Below are 25,735 nucleotides of genomic sequence, written 5' to 3' on the forward strand. Positions count from 1 at the left end.
TATTAATTAAGATCTGCGTTTTGTTGTGTTATTGTGCGACCGGCAGCTTGTTCGGCCACAATGGTTGATTGGGTAGGTTGCTTACCGTCCTCATCATAAATCACTAATTGATTTAAGCCGTTATTAAGCCAGCACTCCGGAATATATAAACTTGATACCGGGATTTTTTCAGGATAGCGGCCAATATTATGCCCGTTAACCCAAACGGTACCATGTCCTAAACCTTTAGGGTCAAACCTCCATATTAGCGTTTTACCTTTTACCTGCGAAGTAGTGAATGATGAACGATAGAAATGCGGGCCACTGATTGTATCTTTCTTCACAACCATCTTTTGCCAGCCGTTTTTATCCGCCGGATTGCCGGAACCGCCTTTCATTTGCCAGTTGGTTATTGCCGGCGCATCGCCAATTGCATTGATTTTTACAGGTTGATCAATGCCGCCTTCGTTCGAGTAGTTTTCGATAAATACACTTAGGGTTATCGGAGCTTTTAATGTAGCTGCATCTGTTAACTCTACCTGGAAAGGTTGGTTCCAGCCCACATGATGAAATACTTTTTTGCCGTTAATAAACACCGTTGCATTTTCATCAACACTTTTAAATAACAAGGTGAGTTTATTGGTACCGGCGGGTTGTTGCGGAATAACGGTGAGGAACCAGGCATACCCTTCTTTGGTGTTGAATACATCGGTGCCGATTTTGTACTTTTTGAACTTAGCGGTATCAAATACCGGTGGCCCCTGGCTTACATCGCCTTTTTGAGCTGGCGCATAATACCAGTTGCCTAACTCGCTAATAAACGGCCCGCCTTTTTTAATAAGCGCTTTGCCGAAAATGCCTTTATTGTCAACCTGATCAACCGGACCAATGTAAGCTGCAAGCTTATCCCGGCCATCATGCCCCGCGAACACTGCCAAAGTATGCTTGCCCTTCTTCAGATCTAAAGTAAGTTCGCCGTTGTTTAATTTCCATTTTGCAGCTGGTTTACCGTCGATAAACGCTTGTCCCCTGCCCCCAACGTTTACCTGTAATGTGTATTTACCTGTTTCGGGGATGTCGAGCGATGCCCTGTACCATGCATCCGGACTGATATCGCCATCTGCACCCATTGGCTGTGGATTGGCAGATTTAATCCAATTGATAGCCTTGTAATTTGTATTTGCAAAAACGGTGGCATCCTTAGCCATCCAATTATTTAACGCTATTGATGATGCTTGCTTAAAGGTATTTTGTCCACCTGACTTTAAAAGCTCTGATTTTTTATCAGAGTAAAGCCAAATGGCAGTGCTTTCTGTTGATAGCAGCGGGCTTTCAATTTGAGCAGATAGTTGATTGTTTTTTATTGTTGAGTTACTGATATAACCCGCACCACTTAAAATATAATTCTGGCCATTAACTTCGGTAACAAAGGTTTTATCAGTCCACCGCCTGTTCATAGCCAGTACGCGGATGGTTTGGTCGCCAGCCTTGAAAAGATATTCTGTCGGCTTTTCGATGGCAGGCATCGTTTCGCTAATATTTACCAACGAGCCGTTAACTTTTACTGCCGAATTGCTTGCAGACGGCGAGCTTTTGGTATTGAAATGCAGATCGATCGCTTGTCCCTGTTCAGCATCAACTATAATGGTTGTGGTGTTGCCTTGTTTTACAATGGTAAATACTCTTGTTAATGCCCAATCAAGCGTAACTTCATCATTAAGTTTAAAGTTATGGATGAGCGGGTAGATCTCGCCGGGCAAAACGGTAAGTGATTTTTTGCTATCGCCGATATTTAATTGAGCAGAGATGGTCTTCTTCCCAGAGTTATCAATAAACATAATATCACCCGCCGGGCTTTTACGAGCTGTTACTTTTAAAGCTGTATCAGCAATCCGTTTATTATAAGATGAATCGGCAGCGCTGTTTTCTAAAATATCCTGAAAACTGCGGGCAAATAAGGCTGCGCGTTTAAAGGCATAGTAAATCGGCCTTAAGTCACCAGCCTGACCAATGGCGGCACCGTAATCATAAGAAGCCGCGTCTTCATCGTTATTGGTATAGCCAAAATTCGATCCTCCGTGAACCATGTAATAGTTATAACCGTTGCCACCATGAGCAATGATTTTCCAGGTGCGGCGATCGTACAAGGTATCGTCGCCGGGTTTAGCGCCGTATTGAGAGTACCATACGCTCCAGAATTCGGTAGAGAACCATGGGTTAGGGCGCTTTGCATCGTCCAGTTTTCCATCGCCGGCTGGGTCACTTGCATGATGCAAGCCGCTGAAAAAATAAGGTACCTGGATGCCTGCGTCCAGCGCTTTGGTTTGTAAATGTTTAAAATAGCTATCCGGCATCGCGGTTCCCCAGCCGTTAGGGTGTTCGTTTTCCAGCTGTACCAGTATTACCGAGCCACCTTTATTAATTTGGTTGGTTGTTACGATAGGCAGCAGGTGATCAAAAAAGCGATCAACATATTTTTCAAACTGCGGGTTGGGTTCCCTTACCTTCAGCCCCGGTTTAAATTTAAGCCAGATTGGATAGCCGCCAAAATCCCACTCGGCGCAATAGTACGGGCCTACACGAACGATGGAATACATACCCAGATCTTTCACCATTTTAAGGAAAGCGTTCAGGTCACGGTCGCCGGTAAAATCAAATTTACCTTCTGTTGGTTCGTGAAAATTCCAGATGGTGTAGATCTCGATGCAATTAAAGCCGGCACGTTTTATCTTCAGTAACCTATCATACCAAAGCTGATGCGGGATACGGGCATACTCTAAACCTGCCGAAACGATGAATGTGCGTTTGCCGTTTACGAGGAAACCTTTGCTATCAAAATCGATGTAGGGTTTGGCTACCGCTGATGCAGGGAAAATATGATCGTTAGAGGATTGACTGTACGTGGTTGTACAGATGGATAAAAGTATTCCTGTTAAAAACAGGTGTAAGATTTTCTTCATAACTGTTGCAAATTCGTCATTGCGATTATGTAAAAGCCTGTGCCTCTGAAGGAGTATATGATATATCCCCTCACCGTCATGCCGAATTTATTTCGGCATCCCACAGGACAGGTCGCCGCTTTGCATAGCATGGTTGCTTAGCGAGTGGGATGCTGAAACAAGTTCAGCACGACCTTAATTTTTTATTATGTCATTGCGAGGTACGAAGCAATCGCGAACTATACAAGGCGGATCTGCTAATTGGGGATTGCTTCGTACCTCGCAATGACGAATTTTATATTTTTTATCGGATTAATAAGCATGCTTAACAACATCATTATACTTAGCAAACAAAGCCTTAGCCTGCTCAACCGGGTTGCCCTTCACAGCATCAGTATAAGCATTATCATGGCGGTTAACCCAGCTCCACTCCCAATCTTTTACCTGCTTATCAAACGCCTTTTCATCAAAAGCTGTTCCGGTTGATAGCGATTTATTCAACTGCGTAAAGTATAACTCCCAGCGTGGTTTGTAATAGCCTTTTATTAAACCAGCCCATTGCCTGTTGGAGTATTCGCGCAGGCCGCTTTCTTTATCGCCCCAAAGGGTTACCAGGTCGCGGGCATTAAATTCGTACAGGTTCTTTTCTTTATCGGTGATGCCATTGGCGCGGGCTTCATTGATCCATTTACCCAGCAGGAAATCTTTGCGGGTGGCCAGCAGCGCGTCCATATCATCCATTAGCTGCAAAAAGGCTGTGCTGTACTTTTTAAAATCTTCCTTATTGCCGCTTTTGTAAGCAGCAGCCATTTTTTGCTGCAGCGGACTTGCGTAGTTTGCCAATACCTGGCGGGTTACATCTACCAGATCGTATTGAAAACCATCGCTCTGTTTCAGGCTATCGGCAGATGCGATGAGCAATTCCCATGCTTTATTTAGTTTTTTCGGATCATAGTCCAGATGAGTTAAAACACGATCTATTTTAGGAAGCATGGTTGGCCTTGCTACTATGATAGATTCCGGACCGCCTTCTGTAAGTCCGCTTGCATAAACTGAATTTAGCAAAATGTGCCAGGCTTCAGAGGCGTTGGTATTTACCCGACCGTACCTGCGTTTTGCATAATCCTGGATCCAGGCATCGGCATCAATCGGGGTATCGCGCCAAACGTTTTCCAGCATCAGGGCAAAAAGAGCGGGGTTTTGTTCAATACCCTCGGGAGTAATCCCTATCCCCTGCATATTTTTTGATTCAGGATCATGCAAGGCAATGGCAGGGTCAGCAGCCACATGGCGCATTCTACCGAACAAACTAATGTTACCACCAAAGTTTTGCAGCATGCTCCAGATCCAGGGTTTGCCATAGTAAGCTTCGGTACGGTTCCATACCGGGTGGGCATCGCTGTATAAGTCTAACACAATCATGTGTTCATCTGGCACCGCGTTCAATAAAGCTTTGATCTGCGGCTGGCCCCAGAATTTACCGTTGTAGTGGAACATCCAACCCTGCATTACCCAAACGGCTTTAGGATCGGCAGCGGCCATCGAGTTGAATACCTTTTTGCTCATGCCATCCAGGTAGGTTGAATCGTTGGTTGGCGGCACATTCTCATTAAATGTATCGGCCGAGTAAAGGTGATCTGTTCCAAACTCTTTGGTTTGGGCTTCAATGTATTTTTTGCCGATAGTTTCAAACAACTCATCGTCCGGATCAAGGATAAATACATCCGGGAAACCGGCATCCCAATTGGTGCGCTTCACTTTGGCCTTCGGAAACCTGTCTTTAAACGACGGCGGCACATGACCTGTAAATGATGACAACACCGGTTTCATCCCAAATGAACGTTCACGCTCCAGGATCTTTTTCTGCAATTCTTTATGCGAATCCTTCCAATGCTGTGGCAGCGGACCGCCCCATGCATCGATGTTACCCATCCAAAACCACGAAAAATATGCCGGACCGCTAAAAAAGGCATCAAGCTCCTTATCGGTAAAACCCATGCCTTTGTAAACATCCTGCCAAACAGCTTCTTCGCCGGTAATGGCAAGCGGCATGTTGATACCATTCAAAGCCATCCAATCAATTTCTTTTTGCCAGCGTGCCCAATCCCACCAGGCCATGGTGTAATTGAATGTGCAATAGTTAAGATAGTACCTGTATTGATATGGTGTGTTTTTATGAATAAAACCTTTTACCATCGGTAAACTGGCAGGCAGGTTTAAGTTGGTACCATTCCAGCCGATATCGGCATTGCAATAATTTTTGAGGTAGTAATTTAATGCCGAAGCAATGGAAAGGCCGTTATTGCCTTTCAAAACGATCTTCCCATCGTGGCTGCTTAACTCAAAAACATCTTTACCATTTTCTTGCGGAATAGCTTCAACAACAAACGAAACCGAACGGCCAGGGATCACCCTTTCAATAAAATCATGACTGGCCTTTTGGTCAACCTGGGCCTGGGCGCTAAAACCCAATGCAATAACAAAAGCTGTAAGTATGCCTTTTTTCATCAATATTACCGGTATAAATTAAGGGATGTAAAATTCAATAAAAAATGCCGGTAACAGCATAAACTGTGTACCGGCATTTTATCATTATAGCTTATTTAAAGTTAGGGTTCTGGATCAGAACGCCTTTACTTTTATCAATTTCCTGCTGTGGTAGCGGGAAATAATAATTTTTAGGGCGGATAAAAGTTATCGTTTTTGATTGATCAAGAGGCGCTTTTGAAACCGGGAGGTTATAAATAGCTGCAATATCAACAATGTTCTTTTTATCCCAACGCATTAAATCCTGGTGACGCTCGCCTTCGCCGGCAAGTTCTACACGGCGCTCGTGAATAAGCTCTTTCATGCCTGCACCCGAAACCGGAGGAAGCGATGCTGATGCCCTGCGCCTGATCTGGTTAATCAGCGCGTCTCCAGCACCTGCACCTTGCGTACGAATCAATGCCTCGGCAACTAAAAGATAAATATCTGCAGAGCGCAACAAAGGCACCGCATAACTATGATCTACACCTCCATCATTTGTTCCGTTTGGTGGGTTAAATACCGCGTATTTCCTGAAAGCAAAGCCTGTAGCCGAAAGATCGGCCGTAAATACGCTTTGGCGGGTGCTAACTAAACCTATATCTATAATATCACCAACGGCTAATAACGTAGCTTTTTTTCGTGGATCATTAGCCTCAAATTCATTGGCAAGTCCTTGTAGCGGCTGGCTAAAACCATACCCGCCCCACGGCCTTGGAATGTAATAAACGGTAAAGTCGTTTTGAACTACATTTTGTAAAGCCTGAATTGAGAAAAGCAATTCTGTGCTGTTTTCATTGGCGCGGGTAAAGTTATCAGTGTAATTGGCCGCCAACGCGTAATGGGCGTTGTTGATCACCTTTTGCCCCGTAGTAATAGCCTCAGGCAATTTTTCCCAGTACATGTACAGTTTGGTTAATAATCCCAACGCGGTACCTTTGCTTACGCGTCCCCGGTCTGATGGGCCATAGCTTTCCGGCAAGAGGTCAACAGCTTTCAGCAAATCGCTTTCTATTTGTTTCCTAACCTCTTCAATAGGCGATTTTGGTACGTTAAACAACTGCTTGGCGTAGTCCTCATCGGTGATGATCGGCACATCACCGTGGATCAACATTGCACGCCAGTAGCCAAAAGCCCTCAAAAAGTAAGCCTCACCCATACTACGATTTTTAACATCGGCAGAAATTGCTGTAATTTTTGGGATATTAATGATACAGTTAGTAGAGCGGTTTATCTCTTCATAGCGCCATTTATAGGGGTACCTGATAGCAGGGTTTGAAGCATCGTATGTTAAATTCTCAATGGCCTCATCTTCACCATGGTCACCTGAGCGCCAGTAATCATCAGATGGTGTATCAAAAGTTGATTCGGCGTGGCCTATATAATCTTCCTCTTCTAAAAGGCTGTAGATCCCGCTTACCGCGTTAACTGCGTCAACCTCGTTCCTGAAATAATTGTCAGAAGTATAAACCCCCTGCTGCTTCAAATCCAACGCCTTTTTACAGCCGCTGTTAAATAAAGCCAATCCTATCGCTATATATAATATGTTGTTCGATTTCATGATTTTATAATTTAACTGTTACACCGAAAGTAATTGTGCGTACCGAAGGGTATTGGGCAACGTCAACACCGCGCTGTAGGTTACCATCGGTATAACCTAATTCAGGTGTATAACCTTTGTATTTGGTTATATAAAAGATATTTTGACCCGATGCATAAAACCTTACACTTTTCAACGCTGCCTTTTTTGACCATGTCATTGGCAAAGTATAACCGAAGGTTGCATTTTTAAGACTCACGTAGTTTCCGCTTTCTACAAACAGATCAGACGTGCGGTAGTTGTCGTTAGGGCGATCAAGCGATAACCTTGGGATAGTGTTGCTTGTTCCAGGGCCAGTCCAACGGCCTAAAGTTTCGGCATAAAGGTTAAATGGATAAGTTGGGTCGATACCTTGCATCCTGTCCGCGTTGTACAGGCTTACACCAAATACACCGGTAATATTAGCCGAGAAATCGAAACCTTTATAAGATAAGCTACCCTGTATACCTGCTGTAACATTAGGATTAGGGTTGCCAAGGTAAGTACGATCGTTACCATCAATAACACCGTCATTATTGATATCTACAAAACGTACATCGCCGGGGCGAATGCTACCTTTTCTTGAGTCATTTTTTAGCGCCGGATCATTATCAATATCGGCCTGTGTTTGGTATAAGCCATTGGTTTTCCAACCGTAAAACGAAGCGATTGGCTGACCTTCATAAGTACGGGAAATTTCCTGACTTGAGCGACCGTAAACCACAGATCCGATGAAAGCACCTGGACCATAAAGCTTGGTAACTTTATTTTTAATAAATGAAGCATTCGCACCAATAGTGTATTTCAATTTATTACCGCCCTGATAGTTAACATCAACCTCAATACCATGGTTATTCATGTTAGCTATGTTTTTATCCGGAATATTTACGCTACCCACCGTAGAAACCTCAGATGATGGAACCAACATTTTTTTGGTTTCCTTATTGAAATAGGTTACCGTTGTATTTAATTGGTTATTTAAAAAACCGGCTTCGAGCGTGATGTTTGTCATCGCTGTGCGTTCCCAGGTAATATCGGGGTTGGCAATACTGGTAACAGCGGCGCCGCTTACTCCCTGACCGCCAAAAACATAGCCTCCGTTTTCATAAGTGCTGCCAATTTTTATTAAACTAAGATATTGGTAAGGATCAACGTTCTGGTTACCCAACTCGCCGTAACCACCTGTTAATTTCAAGTTGCTAAGCCATGTTATGTTTTTGATAAACTGCTCGTTTGATAATCTCCAACCCAATGAAAACGCAGGAAAGTAACCCCATTGTTTGCCCGGAGCAAATTTGGATGATCCGTCTGCACGGAAGGTAACTGTTGCCAGGAACCTGCTATCGTAATCGTAAAACAACCTCGCAAAACCCGATTGAAGTGAAGATGGCTGAACTGGCAAACTTGAATTAAACTGTGCGTTACCGGTGCTAAGCACACGTTGATCAAAAGCAGTATCGTCATAACCAACTCTTTGAGCATTAAAACCATAGTCGTTAAAGTTTTGGTATGAATAACCACCGGTAAACGTTACGTGGCTTTTACCAAACACCTTATCATAAGTAAGAAACGATTCAAGTAACTGTGATGATACTTCCTCTTCACTTTGTGTTAAGGTAGAAAAATTATTAGGCCTTACCTGGTTTACATCAGCTATGCTAAAATTATAATTACGGATAAGTGCGCCATCAAAAGCGTAGTTAACGCGTAATTTAAAATCTTTTAAAAATGATACTTCGGCAAAAGCGTTAGCAAGCATGCGATATTTTTTGGTGTATTTATCCGTTTCTTGAATGGTAGCATACGGGCTGTTGATATCGCCCAACTGGCCGTTAGCTTTGGCTGTACCAAAAGTACCATCAGGATTAACCAGCGGTATTGCCGGATTAAAACGTAAAGCCGAAAAAATTAAACCTGTTTGCGAACTCCTGTTATCAAAGCCGTTTTGGTTGCCGTAGGTTAACTGGATGTTTTCGCCCAGTTTTAACCATGATGATACTTTATGCTCTGAATTAACACGGGTGCTGTAACGCTTAAAGTTGGCTTTATCAATAATACCATCCTCATTGTAAATAGACTGCGAAAAGTAATAGTTCGACACATCATTACCACCTTGTATATTAACATCGCCGTTGGTTACATGCCCTGTACCCATAATAGCGCGTTGCCAGTCGGTACGTTGAGTAGCATAATAAGTATCGTTCCAAAGTGGATCTATAGTTTGCCCGTCGTTGGTGTAGCGTTCCCTTTTTAGGGTATACAGATCGGGCGCGGTCAATACTTTAAGATATTTGGTAGTGTTAGAGAAACCGTTGTAAAAGTTTACCGTAGTAGCTAATTTTTGATTGTAAGTACCTTTTTTAGTAGTTACCAAAACTACGCCATTGGCAGCCCTTGTACCGTAAATAGCGCTTGAAGAAGCATCTTTCAAAATGTCGACCGAAGCGATGTCATTAGGGTTGATATCACTCAATGCATCCGGGTTACTGGTAGGTACACCGTCAATTACAATAAGCGGGTTAGCATCATTAATAGTACCGGTACCGCGAATACGGATGCTTGGCGCAGCCCCTGGCGAACCATCATTACGCACAATGCTTACGCCACTTGCACGGCCATCTAAAGCCTGAGCAGCCGAAGCTACAGGCAGGTTCTGAATATCGCCACCTTTTACACTTGCAACCGAGCCGGTAACATCTACTTTTTTACTGGTACCATAACCAACTACAACAACCTCGGTTAAAGCTGCAGGCAGTGGAGCAAGTGTAATGTTTAATGATTGCGCACCGTTAACAACTACGGTCTTTTTCTCATAGCCAATGTAGCTTATCTCCAACACAGCCTTATCAGGCGCATTCAGGCTAAAATTACCGTTAACATCAGTCGTTGTACCCTGGTTTGTTCCCTGCACTTTTACGTTTACGCCGATCAGTGGCTCCCCCTTGGCATCGGTAACTTTACCTTTCACAATGATAGGATTGTTGCCTGCCTCGGGGGTTGAAATGATAACCACATGATCATCAGCTATTTTATAGGGGAGTTTATCGTCAATTAGCGAGCCTAATATCTCGCTGATGGAAGCGTTTTTAACATCCAGATCAACCTTGCCTAAACCTTTAATGGCGGCATAGTTGTAAAAGAAACGGTAATCGCTTTGTTTTTGAATTTTAGTAAGTATGGTACTTACATCGGTTTGCTTAACACTGAGCGTAAACTTTTGCTGCGAGTAAACACTTGCAGAAGCTTGCATGCAGGTAGCCAATATCACAAAGAAAACTGCTTTCATTAGCAAGATAACTTTAAGGCATACGGGGGCACCCGGAATAGCAAATGCCCTTCTTGTTTTTTTCATTACATTTGTTTTGAAAATTAATGGATAGAGTAAGCTCGGTTCCAACTCGCTTACTCACAATGATAAATCCCAGATTTTTGCGGGGAAGAGTTGCACCTCTTCCCTTGTTTCTTATTGGATTTTCAGGAATCTGATAAGTAAATATTTTTCCTCATGCGTTTTGTTTAAGTTAGTATTGATGGTTTATTATCTCTTTGTTTTATAAGCCAGGTAAACTGTATCGCCCTCCATTTTGGTTTGCAGGGCTACTATCTGTTTTAAATAATTAATAGCCGTTTCCAGGCTTTCATTTTCAAGCACACCGCTTAGCTGCTCTTTTTTTAAGGCCTCATCAGTAAATACGATATGCACATTGTATTTGCGTTCTATTTGCAGGGCTACATCTTCAAAGGCACTGTTGGCAAACATGATCTTATTTTCTATCCAGGCGTTTTCAGGAAAAGTATCGCCCGTACCTACAGGTAGGGTTGATACCTCATATTTTACCTTAGCCGCTATTACCGGTGCCTGCTGCTTACCTGCATATTGGCGATTGTTAATGGTCAGCTTTTCGTGCGGCGACAGGATCACTTTCTTTTCCGGATCGTCGGCAAACTCCACTTGTACTTTTCCTTTTAACAGCGTGGTTTCAGTTTCTTTATCATCCCTATAGGCCTTTACATTAAATACTGTACCCAATACTTTTACCGTAAAACCTTCGGTATGTACCAAAAAGGGTTTCTTAGCATTTTTAGTTACCTCAAAAAAGCCCTCTCCTTCCAGATCCACCTCGCGTTGCGCACCTATAAAAGCCGATGGATAACTGAAGTGGCTACCGGCATTCAGTTTAACTGTACTGCCATCGGGCAAAGTAACCTGGGCCATATTCCCTAAAGGCACATCTACCTTTTTTATAACCACGGCCTCTAATGGTTGCGGCGCGCGCTTATTATAAAACCAAAATCCAACCAAAGCGAATACAATTACTGCCGCTGCCCATCCTATCCATTTACGGTAACCTATCGGCCTTACATTATCTTGCAGATGGTTGGCATCGGTTTCATCGTACTGTTTAATTTTAGACCATAGTTCATCAAGGTTATTGTTTATTGATGCGTCGGATAAAACGGTTTTGTTATTTTTAAACGTGCCTGTTAAAGCATCGGTAACCTGCTCATTTTTTTTATATCCGGGATGCTGATCTAAAAACACGTTCAGCTCGTTTAGCTCCTCGCGGGTAGCCGAACCATCCATCTTTTTAGCCATAAGTTCATTAAACCTCGATTTCCCCATTTTTATATTGTTCTGCTGTAAGGACACATCAGCATTCGCTTTTTCCTAAAAGAATTTAAAATTTTTTTTGGGGGAGATATCTTCGGAGTAAAGGCTGTAGTTTTTGTACTCAAACAGATTTAAAAACAGATTTGATAATGTGTGTAATTAGATGGAAATTGCTTTAAAACTTCTGCACTATAACAATAACCTTCTACTTATATAACTATCCATTTTTAACCATACAAATATTAAACTATGAAAAAGGTAACCGGCATTGGCGGCGTGTTTTTTAAAAGCGATAACCCAAAACAGATAAACGAATGGTACACCAAAAACCTTGGCCTGCCAAGCAGCGCTTACGGAACAACTTTTGAATGGCAGGAAGCCGATGACCCGTCGAAAAAAGGATCAACATCGTGGTGCACTTTTCCGCAGGATACCAAATACTTCAACCCATCAAGCAAACCTTTCATGATCAACTACCGGGTAGAAAACCTGGCTGAGTTGCTGGCCGAATTACAAAAAGAAAACGTGACCATTGTTGACGAAATTGCCGAATATGATTACGGCAAGTTTCTGCACATCCTTGATCCGGAAGGCAATATCATTGAGCTTTGGGAGCCGAAGGATTGAGGCAGATAGCTTGAAAAACGCGAAGACTTACGAAGTTTTTAAAACTTCGTAAGTCTGGGCTCTACGGTGCCTTTACGTAAAAGCAAATCTACCCAATAACGCTCTCCAGCTTTTTCAAAGCGATAACCAACTGCGCGAACACAGTTTTGTGCGATAAATTAAGAATAGCCGCAACTTCCTTACACGATAGCCCATCCTGCTTAACCATTTTAAAGATAAGCCTGCACCGGGGCGGCAGGTTATCAACGGCGCTTAAAATTTCTGATTGCAGCTCTTTACTGATCAATAGCTGCGCGGGATCAACAGAAAGATGAAAATAATATGATTCGGCTATGTTTACCTCTTTCAGTTGCCTGGATGATGTGCCCCTGATATGGTTAAGGCAGGCGTTTTTAACCGTTATATACATATATACCTGCATATTGCGGATATTATCCAGCGATGCGCGGTTTAGCCAAATTTTCAGGAAAACATCATTAACTATCTCTTCGGCGGGTTCTTTATCACCTAAAAATGAATATGCAAACTGGTAAAGCTTATTTACCTGCAAGCGGTAAAGCTGATTGAAGGCAGCCTCATCATTATTAAACTGAATAAGATGTACAAGCTCCTGTATATTCAAGGTGACAGCCAATTAAAAAGATCAATACAGAATACCGCGACAAATGTAAAGAAAAAAATACATAACGGGAGTTCGATCCTCTTCATACAAAATCCTCCTTCTATTCGTTACAGCGGCCTTTTCAGGCTTCATATTATCCTCATTTATTATCCTTAGCTTTGTTTAACATAATTTAACTATCATTCATTTGCTGTTTCGCGTTTGCTTTCTTTTATTTATAAGCGTAATGCTGGCTTCTTTTTTTAAACTCAAAACACGCAGGCTGTTACTTACAGGCCTGTTTTTCTGCTTTTTACCGTCGATGCTTTCGGCGCAAAGTCTGTTTCTTCAAAAAATAGATTATTGTCAATCGGCTCAATTCTGCGTTGAGTGTGGCGATCCGCGGGCTTACTGCGATCAGCTCACGCTTGATTTTGTGGCCGCGAGGATCAATACGCGCTATATGCTCAGGGACGCCCAGGGTTCCATAACCTTCCAGGTATATGTTGACGAACGGGGATTTGCCTGTGTACTTAGCCATAACGATGCTACCAAAAGCCCCCTCACTGCCGAGTTGATCACCTATCTTAACGGCTGCCCATGGAAACCAGCGATGGTTGGGGGTAAACCTGTAGCATCATCGGTAAACGTGATATTCCGCTTTATAAGCGGTGGTATATATGGCCAGATGGCAAGGATGGATTTAAGCGAACAAACCCCTCCGGGCGATCCGGTGATCTATAACAAGAACGCCTACGCTAACCTCTCGCTAAAAAATTACGAGTTTACTACCTGGACAAAGTATAACTCCCCCCTACCCGATAACATTAGCCAATCGTGCGCTATCGATCAATCGGACATGTTATGGTATGCTACCGCTAAGGGCATGACCCGCTTTGAGGGAACAACCTTTATCCCGGTTACGGAATACAACTCGCCGTTTGCAACAGATGCTGCTATTAAAGAGGTATTGATTGATAAAGACAACAACAAGTGGGTATATGCCAACAACCAGGTATATCTATATAATCAAAGTGGTTGGCAGCAGTTTGATTTTAAACAGTTTTTGTCGCGCGGGGTTACCCAGATCCTGAACAGCCGCAACGGCGAACTGTTATTTGCCACCCAAAATGGCCTTGTGGTAAAACGGAAGGACAAAGTGGTGGTACTGAACAAAAAATCGATGCCAGAACTGCCATCAAGCAATGTTGTTTTTGCGTATGTTGATAAGTATAAACGACTGTGGATAGGTACATCAAAAGGAACTATCATGATTGATGGCACTATCATTACCTCATACAATAACTTAAATACACCGTTAAAAAACACCTGTATTACCGGTGCTGTTGAAGATGAGGCCGGCAACGTTTATTTTTCATTGCAGGATTGCAACCAACAATCAGCAACCGAAAGCGATAAAGAAGGCCTTGCTGTGATCAATGCACGCGGCAAATGGGCCCATTATAATGATGTTAATTCGGGCTTGCCATCAAACCGGGTTAACTGTATGCTGTATGATAAGTTTGAGCATGTGCTTTGGTTAGGGACTGATCAATCGGGCCTGGTAAGGTTTAACCTTACTGATAGCTGGGAAAACTATCATAACACCAACTCGCCAATGCCGGGTTTTAAAATTTACCAGTTACTACAAGACTCAAAAGGTACTATTTACACCACAACCGCCAATGGTTTAGTAAGGGTAAAGAAAAAAACAGGGGCATAATTGTAATTTTCAGCCCGGGGTTCTAAAAATTTTCGGGCTGAAAATCAAAATCTTAAATATTTACTGTGTGTATTTTTTGTTAACACACTTTTAAATAGCCGGGATTTTATATCTTTGCACCACCAAAAAATGATACACACAATGTATCACTACTGCGAAAGTAGCTCAGTTGGTAGAGCACGACCTTGCCAAGGTCGGGGTCGCGAGTTCGAATCTCGTCTTTCGCTCCAAAAGCCTCTCTGTAAAACAGGGAGGCTTTTTTTGTTAACCCCAATTCCCTGCTCCCCCCCCACCAAAGTGGCGTACAATTACGCTTTATAACTTTTGAGTATTTATACGCATACCCAACTCGTAACACCAGCCTATTTTTACTAAAATTTTGAAAGGTATCGATTTGCTTTGCGCAACCTAAAAAGTAGTCAAACTCCTTCAAATAGTTAACAACGTATATTTAGTACCCCCAACATATCATTTATCTTATCTATTTACTATTTAAATAATATCCCTAACTTTCCTACTCACTAAAACCTATTTATATCATGAAAAAACACGACCCTCGTTTCTTCAAATTGTTTTACCTAATGGCCATGGCAGGCTCGTTGCTGTTTATGGCATCGTGCAAGCAACCTACCAAATTTGCGCAGGTAAAATACACGGCGGCCCAGGTTAACCACTGGCTCGACACCTCAAAAACCGACAATTTTATCTTCCAGTTTTACACGCCCGATGTTGGCGATGCAAAGCATCCTTACCAGCTGGTATCGTACGTGATTGATACCGCGGGCAGCTACCTGAACGCATTACACCCGGATACGCTGGCCATTGCTAAAGACACACTGGTAAACCTTACCGGACCGGCTGTTTTAGGTAATACCTATCTTACCAAAAAAGCTATTATTGCTATCATATCTACAGATGCCGGTAAAAAACGCGATTATGATTACCTTGTATTTACACCTAAAATATTAGCGTCAAACCAGCACGTAGTGTATGCTATTGGCTTGGTGAAAAATGGCTTATATATTAATTACGGCGATTCGGATTCGGCAAGCAATATCGATTCAAACCCATCGCCCCCGGCAAAGTTACCATAGTACTAAACACTGCTTAACGTGGTTGAAATTATACAAAGTATAGCCGACTGGTCGGAGGTTTGGGCATTGCTCATTCCCCTGACCATTCTTGTTTTAAAAAAGAAGCAACCGTTTTTCAGCAAGCCGGTTGTAGTTTATATCTGGGTAGCACTCGCCATCAATATCACCGTTGATACTGTGTGGAAGTTAAAGCTGGTGTTGCCCCGTCCGTATAATACCAATAACTACCTTTATAATGTTCATTCAGTTATAAGGCTATTGTTGTTCAGTGTGTTTTTCATCAGGCTAAAACAGCCGTTTTTGTCGCGCGCAAAAAAGATAGCACCGTTCGCGTTTCTGGCTTTTGTGCTGATCAATTTTAGCTTTTTTCAGGATTTTTTTGATTACGGCCAACTGAGCAGTCGCCTGCTCTCGTTAGAAGCCGTAATTATGATGTTTTACTGCATGCAGTATTACCTGTATAAAATAACCGAAGATGAAGAACCTGGTAAAAAACAACCCGACTTTTGGATAGTTACCGGTTTGGGGATATATTATACGATAAACTTTTTTATCTTTCTGCTTTACAACCAGTTAACATTCAGGCTACATAACTTTGCCATAAGCCTGTGGAACATCCACAACTTTACATATACTGTTTTATGTATATTTATCGCAAAAGGCCTTTATGAATCAAACGAACGATGATATTAAGCTCCTGCTTTTTATGGGGATAGCAGTTATGCTTTCGTTATTCGCGAGTATTTTGCTTATTTTTATTTTCTTTCAGCGTAAAAAATATCAATACCACCAAAACATACAAAAGCTGCACCAAACGCAGCAAAACCAATTAATTGAAGCCGCTGTACGAAGCGAAGAATCTGAACGCCACCGCATTGCCGAAGAGCTGCATGATGAAGTTGGAGCCATACTTTCATCGGCCAAACTTCATTTTCAGGGTGTAAAGATCAACGCTATTGATAAAAATAACATACCCCGTTACGATAAAGGCCAGGAGCTGCTTGATGGTGCCATAAAACAGGTTCGCGGTATCTCGCACAACCTGCACTCGAGTATATTGAAAGAGTTTGGTTTAAATGAAGCGATAAGGCATTTCACCGAAAAAATTGGTTCGCAGGATGTGATCAGGATCACCGCGCAACTGGATAGTACTTACAACCAGCAAACCAGTGAAAACGACATGAGCATATACCGTATGGTGCAGGAGCTAATGAATAACATTATTAAACATGCCGTGCCAAAAAATATAGGTATCACCTCGGTGTATAAAGATGGCTCGCTTCATATCAGTATTTTTCACGATGGTAAAGGCCTTGCCCATGATGAGTACGAAGCGTTTAAGTTTAGCAAAAGCGGCATGGGGCTAAAAGCCATACAAACCCGCATTATTTTATTAAAAGGAGAACTCAAATTTTCAAAAAAGTACGAGGGATATTATGTTGATATCGATATCCCCGCTTAGTTAAAAAACATTTACTATTCAATACTTAAGGCGATGAAAAACATTAAAATAGCCATAGCCGATGATTATACCATATATAGAGATGGCCTGAAGGTTGGCATGGCCACCGACGAAAACCTTGAAGTAATACTGGAAGCAGCCGATGGCGAAGACCTGGTAAAAGGCATTGAAACCAACAGGCCCGACGTAATTATCATGGACCTGAAAATGCCGGTTATGGACGGCATGGAAGCCACCAAGATCATTAAAAAGAAATACCCGGATATAAAGATCGTAGTGGTAACCATGTACGATGATGAAAAATTTGTGATCCACCTGATGGAAATTGGCGCAAACGGCTACCTGCTAAAAAACGCCGATGCCGAAGAGATCAGGAAAGCGGTTTATTCAGTATATGAAACCGGCTATTATTTCAACAACGTGGTAAGTAACGCGCTACTTAAAAAGCTGGTAATAAAAGGGAACATAAAGCCATCATTTAACGAAGGCGTTCAACTTACCGAACGCGAGCAGGATGTTTTAAAATTGATCTGCGCCGAAAAAACTGCCGCTGAAATGGGACAACAGCTTTTTCTTAGTCCACGATCTGTAGAAGGCATCAGGCAGCGGCTTATTGATAAGGTTGGTGTGCGTAACACCGCCGGATTGGTGATGTTCGCGGTTAAGAATGGGATGATATAGATGCTTTCCCATCTTTACTTTTATAAAATCAAGGGCATCTTATTAAAATATGCCCTTGATTTTATAACCAATTTTCAAACAACCGCAGGCTTATATCTCAAAATCTATAAATTTCTCAATAAAAAACAAAAATAAGAGCCATATAAAACGCCATTAAAGCATAAAAAACCTTTCTAAAAATCAATTTTTATTAAATTAAATCACAAACAATCAATTAAAAGCAAAAATATTACACTAAAAACTTATAAAAATTGCAATAATTACAATATTCATTGATATTTTTACATCTTAAGTTGACAAACACGGGTAATTTTTAATGAAAAAAAACATCCAATGCGACAATAACACTTGTTTTTTATGCAAAAGCTGCATTAAGGAATGGATTCCGGCAATCGCGGCCAATAAAAAGAATTTTGCAGTTAAAAAAGGTCAGGTTATTTTCAGTGAAGGCGATCCGGTGACGGGGATTTATTTCGTTTACGAGGGCAACGTGAAGGTGCACAAAAAATGGGGTGCCGATAAAGAACTCATTATCCGCTTCGCTAACAAAGGTGCCATTTTTGGTCACCGTGTGTTGGGCAAGCATGCTACCCACTACCCTATTTCGGCCACAGCGCTGGAGCCGGGGATTATCTGTTACGTAGATATGGAATTTTTTGAGGCTACTTTAAAAGTAAACCCTCAATTTACCTACGAGTTGATGCTGTTTTTTGCCGATGAACTACAGGAAGCAGAACGCAAAATGCGCAACCTTGCCCACATGCCGGTTAAAGGCCGCGTAGCCCAAGCCTTAATATCTCTTAAAGATCAATTCGGTACCAACACCGAAGGCCATATCAATGTTGAACTTACCCGCCAGGACCTGGCCTCATACGCCGGTGCTACTTATGAAACCGTTTTCAGGGTGGTAAATGAATTGATACAGGAAAAACTGATCAATACCAATGGCAAAAAGATAACTATTGTTAATTATGATGGGTTGTTAGCGCTGACTTTGGATACGGATTTGTAACCCCTAACCCACCAAATTTCTAACCTCCACCGGAGATAACGCCGTTTGCTTTTTAAAAAAGTTGGAAAAATGAGAAAGTTGTTCAAAGCCTAAACTGTAGGCTATCTCAGAGATATTCCAATCAGTCTGCCTCAATAAAATGCGCGCTTCCTGGATGAGGCGGGCGGCGATGTGCTCGGTAGTGGTTTTGCCGGTGCTTTCTTTTAATACTTTATTGAGGTGGTTGCTGTGCACAGCAAGCTGATCGGCATAGTCTTTAGCTGTGCGTAATGCTATTTTTTGATCGGGCGATGCTATTGGGAATTGCCTTTCCAGCAGTTCGATAAACAGTGATGATACCCTTGCCGAGGCATTATGCGAATTATTATAAGTTGTTAGCGGTTGCAGCTTTTGGCCGTAGTGGATCAGCTCGAGCACGTAGTTTCTGAGCAGATCATATTTATAAAGATAATCGGAAGCTATTTCCTGCTGCATTTTTTTGAAGATGGCGGCTATTTCTTCGGTTTGTTCGTCGGTGAGTAAAAACACGGGGCAACCGCCCGGGCTGAAAATAGGCAGGGCATCCAGCACCACGCCGCTTTTTGATTGCACCAAAAACTCATCGGTAAAAATGCAGAAACTGCCTGCCTGGTTCAGGTCCTGAGGTTGCCAGCTGTAGGGGATTTTTGGGGTACCAAATAACAGCGCGCTTTTTTCAATGTGGATTGTTTTATCGGCGTACTCGGCAATGTTGTGGCCCTGCACCAGGTTAATTTTATAATACAGGCGACGGTTGTAGGGCACATGCGATGGATCCTTCTTTATCCGCTCAAAGATCTCCTTAACATTAAACACGTTAAAGTGCCCTATCTCCTTGTTGATGCCGGCTGGCAATAACGATTCGACAGTGGTATTGCCAAATGCCGCAGCATTTTTATAAAAGTCTTCTACAGTGATCATTTTCATACACTACCCCTTATTGATACTAACAAAGCTATCGATTAAAATATGAAATATATAAAAGGGCAAGTCAACCGCAAGTCACATCACTATCAGACATCTCACTAAAAAACAGCCAATTATTAAAAAACTCCTTGAATTAACGACCGCCGAATGATTTGAATTTGATAAACAATGGATTGATATTGATAAACGGTGACTTATCCCTGTTCCTACCTTTATCGCATAAAATTTCAACAATGAAACTCAACAATAATACCATCCTGATAACCGGCGGAACAAGCGGTTTCGGATTCGAATTTGCATCTAAATTATTAACATTAGGCAATACCATTATTATAACAGGCCGTAACCAGGCCAGGCTTGATGAAGTAAGCAAAAAACTCCCCGGCATTCATACCTTTCAAAGCGATGTGAGTGATCCCGAAGCCATCAAACAGATTTACAATGAAATAAGCAAGCAATTCCCGGCACTTAACGTATTGATCAATAACGCGGGTGAAATGCGGGCTATCAGCCTTAATGATGCCTCAACCGGATTACAAGATCTTACCCGCGAGGTTGAGATCAACCTGATGGGGCCTATCCGCATGATACAACAATTTTTACCCCTATTAAAACAACAACAAGCGGCCGCTATTATGAACGTAACATCGGGAATTGCGCTGATGCCTTTCCCGGTTTCTCCAATTTATGGGGCTACCAAATCGGGCTTACGATCATACACCAAATCATTAAGAGTGCAGTTAAAAAATAGCGCGGTTAAAGTTTTTGAACTGGTGGCACCGGGATCAAGCACACCTTTAAATGATCAGTTTGGCGATATGGACGGCTTTGATCCCAAAATGATGATGGATCCGGGTAAGCTGATTGATGAAGCAATAGCAGGTTTGCGAAAAGACAAATTGGAGATCTATCCTGGTTTAGCCCGCGCAATAAAAGTAATGAGCAGGCTTGCGCCGGCTATTTTGCTTAAGCAGGCGGGTAAGGTTGGGGCGAAGTTTATGGAAACGGGAGGGTAAAGCTATTCTAAATCAGAAAAAATAAATAGGAACGTCATTGCGAGGTACGAAGCAATCCCAAACTATACAGGGCGGCTCTGTAAGTTGGGGATTGCTTCGTACCTCGCAATGACGTCTTTTTTTATCATCGACTTAAAGCCCGTTGGATGTATTCTATTTATGCAACTTCTTATCCCTCAAATACTCAATCATCAGCTTCGGCCTATCGGTTTGAATAATAGTAGCTCCGTGGGCTATGATCCAGTCCCAGCTATCTTTTTTGTTGCCATCCTCAACAGCTGTATCATCATCATGCCCTGCGTTGAGCGATGCCCATAGCGAATTGATCCAAACTTTTGCGCCTGTTTTAGTAATGAATTTATTATCCTTCAAAACAGCCGAAGTATCTTTAGTAAAGATAAGTTCGAAAGCATAAGGCTTCATGTTTTTCAGGTAATCAACAATGATCTGTTTGGCTTCGGGCTTATCCAAGCTAACTACCGGCATATAGGTAATACTATCAAGCAGCTGCGGGTAGCGGGCTTTCAATTCCGGATAGGTTACTTCCGATTTAAATATGGCTTGTTTCAGTGTACCGGTTTCTTTCAGTATCGCGTAAGCTTCGTTGTAAACATCGTAGCTTTTATCAAGGTTTACTTTTACTCCGCTACCTTTAAGCGCCAGCATCACTTCTTTTAGTGTTGGGATCTGGTTATTGGTAACCCTGCCAAGGCCGTTGCGCAAACCAAACTTTCTGATCTCATCAAAAGTAAAATCGGATGCTTTGCCTTTTCCGTTGGTGGTACGGTTAATGGTTTCATCGTGCATGATCACGATAACGCCATCTTTAGTTTTCTTTAAATCTAATTCAACAATGTCAACGCCCATCGCCGCGGCGTATTGAAACGCGCGTACCGAGTTTTCGGGGGCATTGCGCCAGTCGCCACGGTGGGCGGTTACCTGGATCTTGTTTTGGGCACTCACCGATAGTGATATGGTTGAGGCCAGGATCAATAGTTTTAGTTTCATGTGTTATTAAGTTAGATATCCTTAAATATGTTATTGTGACATCAGGCAGGCGGGCCTGTCACCCTGAGCTTGTCGAAGGGTCGCGCGCCGAGGCCCTGCCCACCATGCTTCGACAGGCTCAGCATGACACCCATTTTAAACATGTCATTGCGAGGTACGAAGCAACCGCATACTTTACAGAGCTCTACTTCCGTGCGGTTGCCGCGCTGCGCTCGCAATGACATGTTTTTTTAAATTTCTATTACTTCATCTCAATACCCGATACCCACTGCTCACTCACCCCAAACTGCTCATTAGGCTTATCAGCCGCGGTGATCACCAAGGTACCGCCCTGCATAATTTCCTGTTGTGTAAGCCAGTTACGATTAAGCTTTTTGCCATTCAATGTTACCGACTGGATATACTTTCTGCCTTCAACATAATTAGGCACCGTAATATTGAAAGTTTTACCACCCGGCCATGCAAAAGTTACTTGCTTAAACAGCGGCACATTTAAATAATAAACCGGCCAGCCAACACAAGCCGGCGAAATACCTGTAGCGGCAAAAACAAACCAGGCCGACATAGCACCGGCATCATCATCCATAGTACGCACATAAGTATCCGGCTTGTTTTGATAGATCACATCGACAAAGGGATCAATACCCCGGCTGTTATCATTAAAGTAATATTGCACTACGGTATCGACAGCGTATTTATGTACCATAGCCTGCGATTTCCAGGGTTCTGCCGAGGCATTGTACATGTAAGGCACCTGGATATCCGGCTCGTTGGCGTGGTTATAATAATCGTTATCAAAAAACTGATCCAACTGGCGGATGTATTCTTTCTGGCCGCCTATCAATTCCGTTAACCCTTTAATATCAAACGGAACAAACCAACGGTATTGCCATATGGTACCCTGGTAGAGTCCACGGGCAGATACACGGTCTACGTCGTTCTTAGTTACATCTTTAAAATCCTTGTTCCAGTATTCTTTATAAGCGAGTGCTTTTTGTTTGTACTGATTGCTCAGTTCCGTTTTACCCATGATAGACAGGATCTGCGAAAAGGCCCAGGTATCATAACTCGATTCCAAAGCTTTATCCGGGTGTGAAAAATCAAGTTTATCAACATCGGCTTTTAACGAATCGGCAATGGCCGCAAAATCAACCGGGTAGCCTTTGCGGTAGGCATCCAGCAATACTACAATAGCATGCTCCGTGCGTACAGTGTTTGATGGCTCATGTTTGGTGGCATAATCTTTTTTGCCGAAACGATAAAGGTTAGCTACCGATGTGGTGATCGACTTATACCTATCCGGATATAAAATAGAAAGCAACGGCAACTGCGTACGGTAATTATCCCAAATAGCCCAGCCATTGTAAACGCTGTCTTTTGTTTTTTGCAGGCTGCCATCTGTAGCACGGAAACTACCATCCGACTCCGAAACTACATAAGGCGATTGTACAGTACGGTACAGCATCGAATAAAAAAGCTTCTCCCTTTCAGGGTTGCCTTTTACTTTGATACGGCTTAAAACCTGGTTCCACGCCGCGCTGCTTTGAACTTTTAATTGTTCGATGCTTTGCTTTGTGACAGATGCTTTGGCATGCTCAACATCTACAGATGATACCGCTACGTTTACCCGTACCTGTTGCAGGTTATTAGCAATAGTAGCGGTTAGTTTATGCTCATCGCCCGGAACAAACGTTACGGGCTGGTTAAATTTAATACAATAGTAAACGCGGTAAGTGCCTACGTTACATGTAGTGCGCGAATCAACCCAGCCGGTAATTTCATTATTACCAAACGTGTGTTCTTCGGCAACAAAACGATTAGCCAGGGTATGGCTCAAATCGATATAAAAACCTTTTTTACCTTGCGGGAAAGTATAACTCTCGATTCCCGAATTTTTATCAACAGCTACCTTGACCGCTATATGATTATCAAACGATACATTATAATAGCCCGGCCCGGCAGACTCAGTCGATTTATTTAAAATGCAGGCTTTGGCATCATCGCCCAAAAATGGTTTAATCAAAATGTTACCACCGCTGCCCTGGCACCCAACGCCTTCAAAACGATTGTGCGTAAAACCCAGAAACACTTTGGCCTTATGCTCATAACCCATATGCAGGTTAGGATAAGTTTGTGGCCCGATGCTCAGCATACTGAACGGTGCCGATGCCGCGGGCGACATCTGACCATGATCGCCGGATGAACCTACAAATACATTTACCATATCGGCAGGTGTATTAGTAGCTTGTTTTTTTATTTGTGCCGATAGGTTGGATGTTACGGCTGAAAAGAGTAGAAAAGAAAAAGCGATGAATGATTTTTTCATGGCGGCAAAATAAAAAAAGGAGGGGTTAAGCCCCTCCTTTTCAATGTAACATAGCTATTAATAACCCGGGTTTTGATACATTTTAACGGGATCAAGTTTGGTCTCGTCAAATGGGATCGGGAAATAACGATCTTTAGTAGTAAAGTTAGCTAACGAAGCCAAACCAAAATCAGTTTGCTTTTTCGCGTGGAAGTAAGCAACCAGGTCAGCATCGTTAAAAGTACGCAACAGATCAAACCAGCGGTGATGCTCAAATGCAAGCTCAACGCGGCGCTCATGTAAAATAGCCAATTTTAGTGTTGGATATTTACCAGCATAATCACTGTTGGTTAACGAAGCGGCGTAAGTTGGCATACCGGCACGTACACGCACCTGATCAAGGAAGCTGATAGCAGTTGCCTGATCGCCAAGGTAGTTGTTAACTTCGGCCAATGAAAGGATCACATCAGCATAACGCATCAGGATCCAGTCGTTACCGCCGTAACCGTTAATACCGGCCGCGGTGCTAACATCTCTAAATTTGGTTACAAACCAATCTTTTACAATAGGGTCATTAGCAAATTTTACAGAAAATGCCATACGTGGATCAGTAGTTTCGTACTCGTTGATCAAATCGTGAGTAACGTTATAACCGGCACCTGTTGATACTTTTTGCGAGTTAACAGTTTCTCCTTTAGCCTGGAAGTTAGCAGCTATAGATGAACTGTAGTTCAAATCGCCCTGGATATTTACGATCTGGAAGATCAACTCCGGGCAGGTTGCTTTTTTAGTAACATCAAAAACATCGGTATAAGGAATGGTGTTCAAGGCACCAAAAGTGCGCATGTTGTAAACATTCATTAAATATGTTTTAGCATTGGTAAGGTTAGCCTGGCTATTTGCCTGATCTATTGTGGTACCCATGGTAAGGTAAACCTGACCTAACAAAAAGTTGGCAGCCGCTTTTGAAGCACGACCGGTTGAAGCCTGCAGGTTAGGCAGCGGGCTATTCAATACATCTTTCAGGTCAGCAATGATCTGCTGGTAAACAACCGCTTGCTTTTCGCGGAATGTTTGAGCCGAAACCTCACTTGCCGATGATAAAGCTTTAGTTACCAAAGGCACATCGCCCCAGGTACGCACCAGATCAAAATAAATAAAGGCGCGTAAAAACTTAGCTTCAGCAGCATATTTCAGCTTAACATTATTATCAGGAAAAGAAACCCCATCAATGTGTGATAACACAGAATTGGCGCGGCTTACTGTTGTATACATTGATACCCAGTGGCTTTTAAGATAAGTGTTGGTTGGCAGGATAGAGAAGTTACCAAACTGAAACGGTTCGCCCGAGTTTGATTGGTTATCCTGGGTACCGGTATCATCCGAGCGCTGATCTGTCCAAAGGTCACTGCCTTCGCCAACGTTGTTACCGCTGCGTAATGATTGGTAGATACCGTTTACGGCTAACAAAACATCATTAGGCGATTTGTAACTCGCATCAACAGATATGGCATTGGGATCGCTTTCGTTCAAAAAGTCTTTTTTACAAGACGGGGCTATGGCCACAACGGCCGCAAGGCAGGCCATGGCTATAAATTTCTTATTCATCATCTATATCTCTTTAAA

The 25,735-nt window shown here is 42.6% G+C and carries 18 protein-coding genes and 1 tRNA gene; 9 read left to right on the plus strand and 10 right to left on the minus strand.

Annotated elements, in window-relative coordinates:
- Positions 1–2: 2 nt before the first annotated feature.
- From AAFN85_RS27720 to AAFN85_RS27740, 5 genes are all read right to left on the minus strand, one after another.
- Complete coding sequence (locus tag AAFN85_RS27720) at positions 3–2,939, minus strand: beta-galactosidase (protein WP_347531218.1); 2,937 nt, start codon at positions 2,937–2,939, stop codon at positions 3–5.
- A 291-nt stretch (positions 2,940–3,230) separates the two neighbouring features.
- The gene (locus AAFN85_RS27725; RefSeq protein ID WP_347531219.1) at positions 3,231–5,426 is read right to left on the minus strand and encodes an alpha-N-acetylglucosaminidase; all 2,196 of its coding nucleotides are present in this window, start codon (positions 5,424–5,426) and stop codon (positions 3,231–3,233) included.
- Positions 5,427–5,517: 91 nt separating this feature from the next.
- The gene (locus tag AAFN85_RS27730; protein ID WP_347531220.1) at positions 5,518–7,005 is read right to left on the minus strand and encodes a RagB/SusD family nutrient uptake outer membrane protein; all 1,488 of its coding nucleotides are present in this window, start codon (positions 7,003–7,005) and stop codon (positions 5,518–5,520) included.
- A 4-nt stretch (positions 7,006–7,009) separates the two neighbouring features.
- A complete protein-coding gene (locus AAFN85_RS27735; RefSeq protein WP_347531221.1) occupies positions 7,010–10,375 on the minus strand; it encodes a TonB-dependent receptor in 3,366 nt (1,121 codons plus the stop codon).
- A 186-nt stretch (positions 10,376–10,561) separates the two neighbouring features.
- Positions 10,562–11,620, minus strand: coding sequence for a FecR domain-containing protein (locus tag AAFN85_RS27740; protein ID WP_347531222.1), 1,059 nt, complete (start codon positions 11,618–11,620; stop codon positions 10,562–10,564).
- A gap of 264 nt (positions 11,621–11,884) precedes the next feature.
- Here AAFN85_RS27740 and AAFN85_RS27745 point away from each other — a divergent pair, with 264 nt between their 5' ends.
- Complete coding sequence (locus tag AAFN85_RS27745) at positions 11,885–12,262, plus strand: VOC family protein (protein ID WP_347531223.1); 378 nt, start codon at positions 11,885–11,887, stop codon at positions 12,260–12,262.
- Positions 12,263–12,350: 88 nt separating this feature from the next.
- Here AAFN85_RS27745 and AAFN85_RS27750 read toward each other — a convergent pair whose 3' ends face one another.
- Positions 12,351–12,884: an RNA polymerase sigma-70 factor gene (locus tag AAFN85_RS27750; protein WP_347531224.1), complete on the minus strand. Its 534-nt coding sequence runs from the start codon at positions 12,882–12,884 to the stop codon at positions 12,351–12,353.
- A gap of 226 nt (positions 12,885–13,110) precedes the next feature.
- On the opposite strand from AAFN85_RS27750, the gene AAFN85_RS27755 reads away from it, so the two are divergent.
- From AAFN85_RS27755 to AAFN85_RS27785, 7 genes are all read left to right on the plus strand, one after another.
- Entirely contained in the window at positions 13,111–14,586 is a 1,476-nt protein-coding gene (locus tag AAFN85_RS27755) for a two-component regulator propeller domain-containing protein (protein ID WP_347531225.1), read from the plus strand.
- 154 nt (positions 14,587–14,740) lie between these two features.
- Positions 14,741–14,816: transfer RNA gene (locus AAFN85_RS27760), tRNA-Gly, on the plus strand.
- Between the two features lie 309 nt (positions 14,817–15,125).
- Positions 15,126–15,680, plus strand: coding sequence for a hypothetical protein (locus AAFN85_RS27765; protein WP_347531226.1), 555 nt, complete (start codon positions 15,126–15,128; stop codon positions 15,678–15,680).
- An 18-nt stretch (positions 15,681–15,698) separates the two neighbouring features.
- Entirely contained in the window at positions 15,699–16,367 is a 669-nt protein-coding gene (locus AAFN85_RS27770; protein ID WP_347531227.1) for a hypothetical protein, read from the plus strand.
- Positions 16,348–17,142, plus strand: a complete 795-nt coding sequence (locus tag AAFN85_RS27775) for a histidine kinase (protein WP_347531228.1) — start codon at positions 16,348–16,350, stop codon at positions 17,140–17,142. The genes AAFN85_RS27770 and AAFN85_RS27775 overlap by 20 nt, the downstream gene beginning before the upstream one ends.
- Before the next feature lie 33 nt (positions 17,143–17,175).
- The gene (locus AAFN85_RS27780; RefSeq protein WP_347531229.1) at positions 17,176–17,823 is read left to right on the plus strand and encodes a response regulator transcription factor; all 648 of its coding nucleotides are present in this window, start codon (positions 17,176–17,178) and stop codon (positions 17,821–17,823) included.
- A 316-nt stretch (positions 17,824–18,139) separates the two neighbouring features.
- Positions 18,140–18,835, plus strand: coding sequence for a Crp/Fnr family transcriptional regulator (locus tag AAFN85_RS27785; protein ID WP_347531230.1), 696 nt, complete (start codon positions 18,140–18,142; stop codon positions 18,833–18,835).
- Positions 18,836–18,838: 3 nt separating this feature from the next.
- Here the strand turns inward: AAFN85_RS27785 and AAFN85_RS27790 are convergent, their stop codons facing one another.
- Positions 18,839–19,780, minus strand: coding sequence for a helix-turn-helix transcriptional regulator (locus tag AAFN85_RS27790; RefSeq protein ID WP_347531231.1), 942 nt, complete (start codon positions 19,778–19,780; stop codon positions 18,839–18,841).
- Positions 19,781–20,013: 233 nt separating this feature from the next.
- On the opposite strand from AAFN85_RS27790, the gene AAFN85_RS27795 reads away from it, so the two are divergent.
- A complete protein-coding gene (locus AAFN85_RS27795) occupies positions 20,014–20,796 on the plus strand; it encodes an SDR family NAD(P)-dependent oxidoreductase (RefSeq protein ID WP_347531232.1) in 783 nt (260 codons plus the stop codon).
- A 153-nt stretch (positions 20,797–20,949) separates the two neighbouring features.
- On the opposite strand, the gene AAFN85_RS27800 is transcribed toward AAFN85_RS27795, so the two are convergent.
- The 3 genes from AAFN85_RS27800 to AAFN85_RS27810 all read right to left on the minus strand — a co-directional run bounded on the left by AAFN85_RS27800 (position 20,950) and on the right by AAFN85_RS27810 (position 25,720).
- On the minus strand, positions 20,950–21,804 hold the full coding sequence (locus AAFN85_RS27800) for a glycerophosphodiester phosphodiesterase family protein (RefSeq protein ID WP_347531233.1): 855 nt from the start codon (positions 21,802–21,804) through the stop codon (positions 20,950–20,952).
- 241 nt (positions 21,805–22,045) lie between these two features.
- Positions 22,046–24,130, minus strand: coding sequence for a glycoside hydrolase domain-containing protein (locus tag AAFN85_RS27805; RefSeq protein ID WP_347531234.1), 2,085 nt, complete (start codon positions 24,128–24,130; stop codon positions 22,046–22,048).
- A 57-nt stretch (positions 24,131–24,187) separates the two neighbouring features.
- Positions 24,188–25,720 carry a RagB/SusD family nutrient uptake outer membrane protein gene (locus AAFN85_RS27810; RefSeq protein WP_347531235.1) on the minus strand — a complete coding sequence of 511 codons (1,533 nt, stop codon included), beginning with the start codon at positions 25,718–25,720 and terminating at the stop codon, positions 24,188–24,190.
- Positions 25,721–25,735 lie beyond the last annotated feature (15 nt).

Source organism: Mucilaginibacter sp. CAU 1740, assembly GCF_039839285.1.
In the GTDB taxonomy this organism is placed as follows: domain Bacteria; phylum Bacteroidota; class Bacteroidia; order Sphingobacteriales; family Sphingobacteriaceae; genus Mucilaginibacter.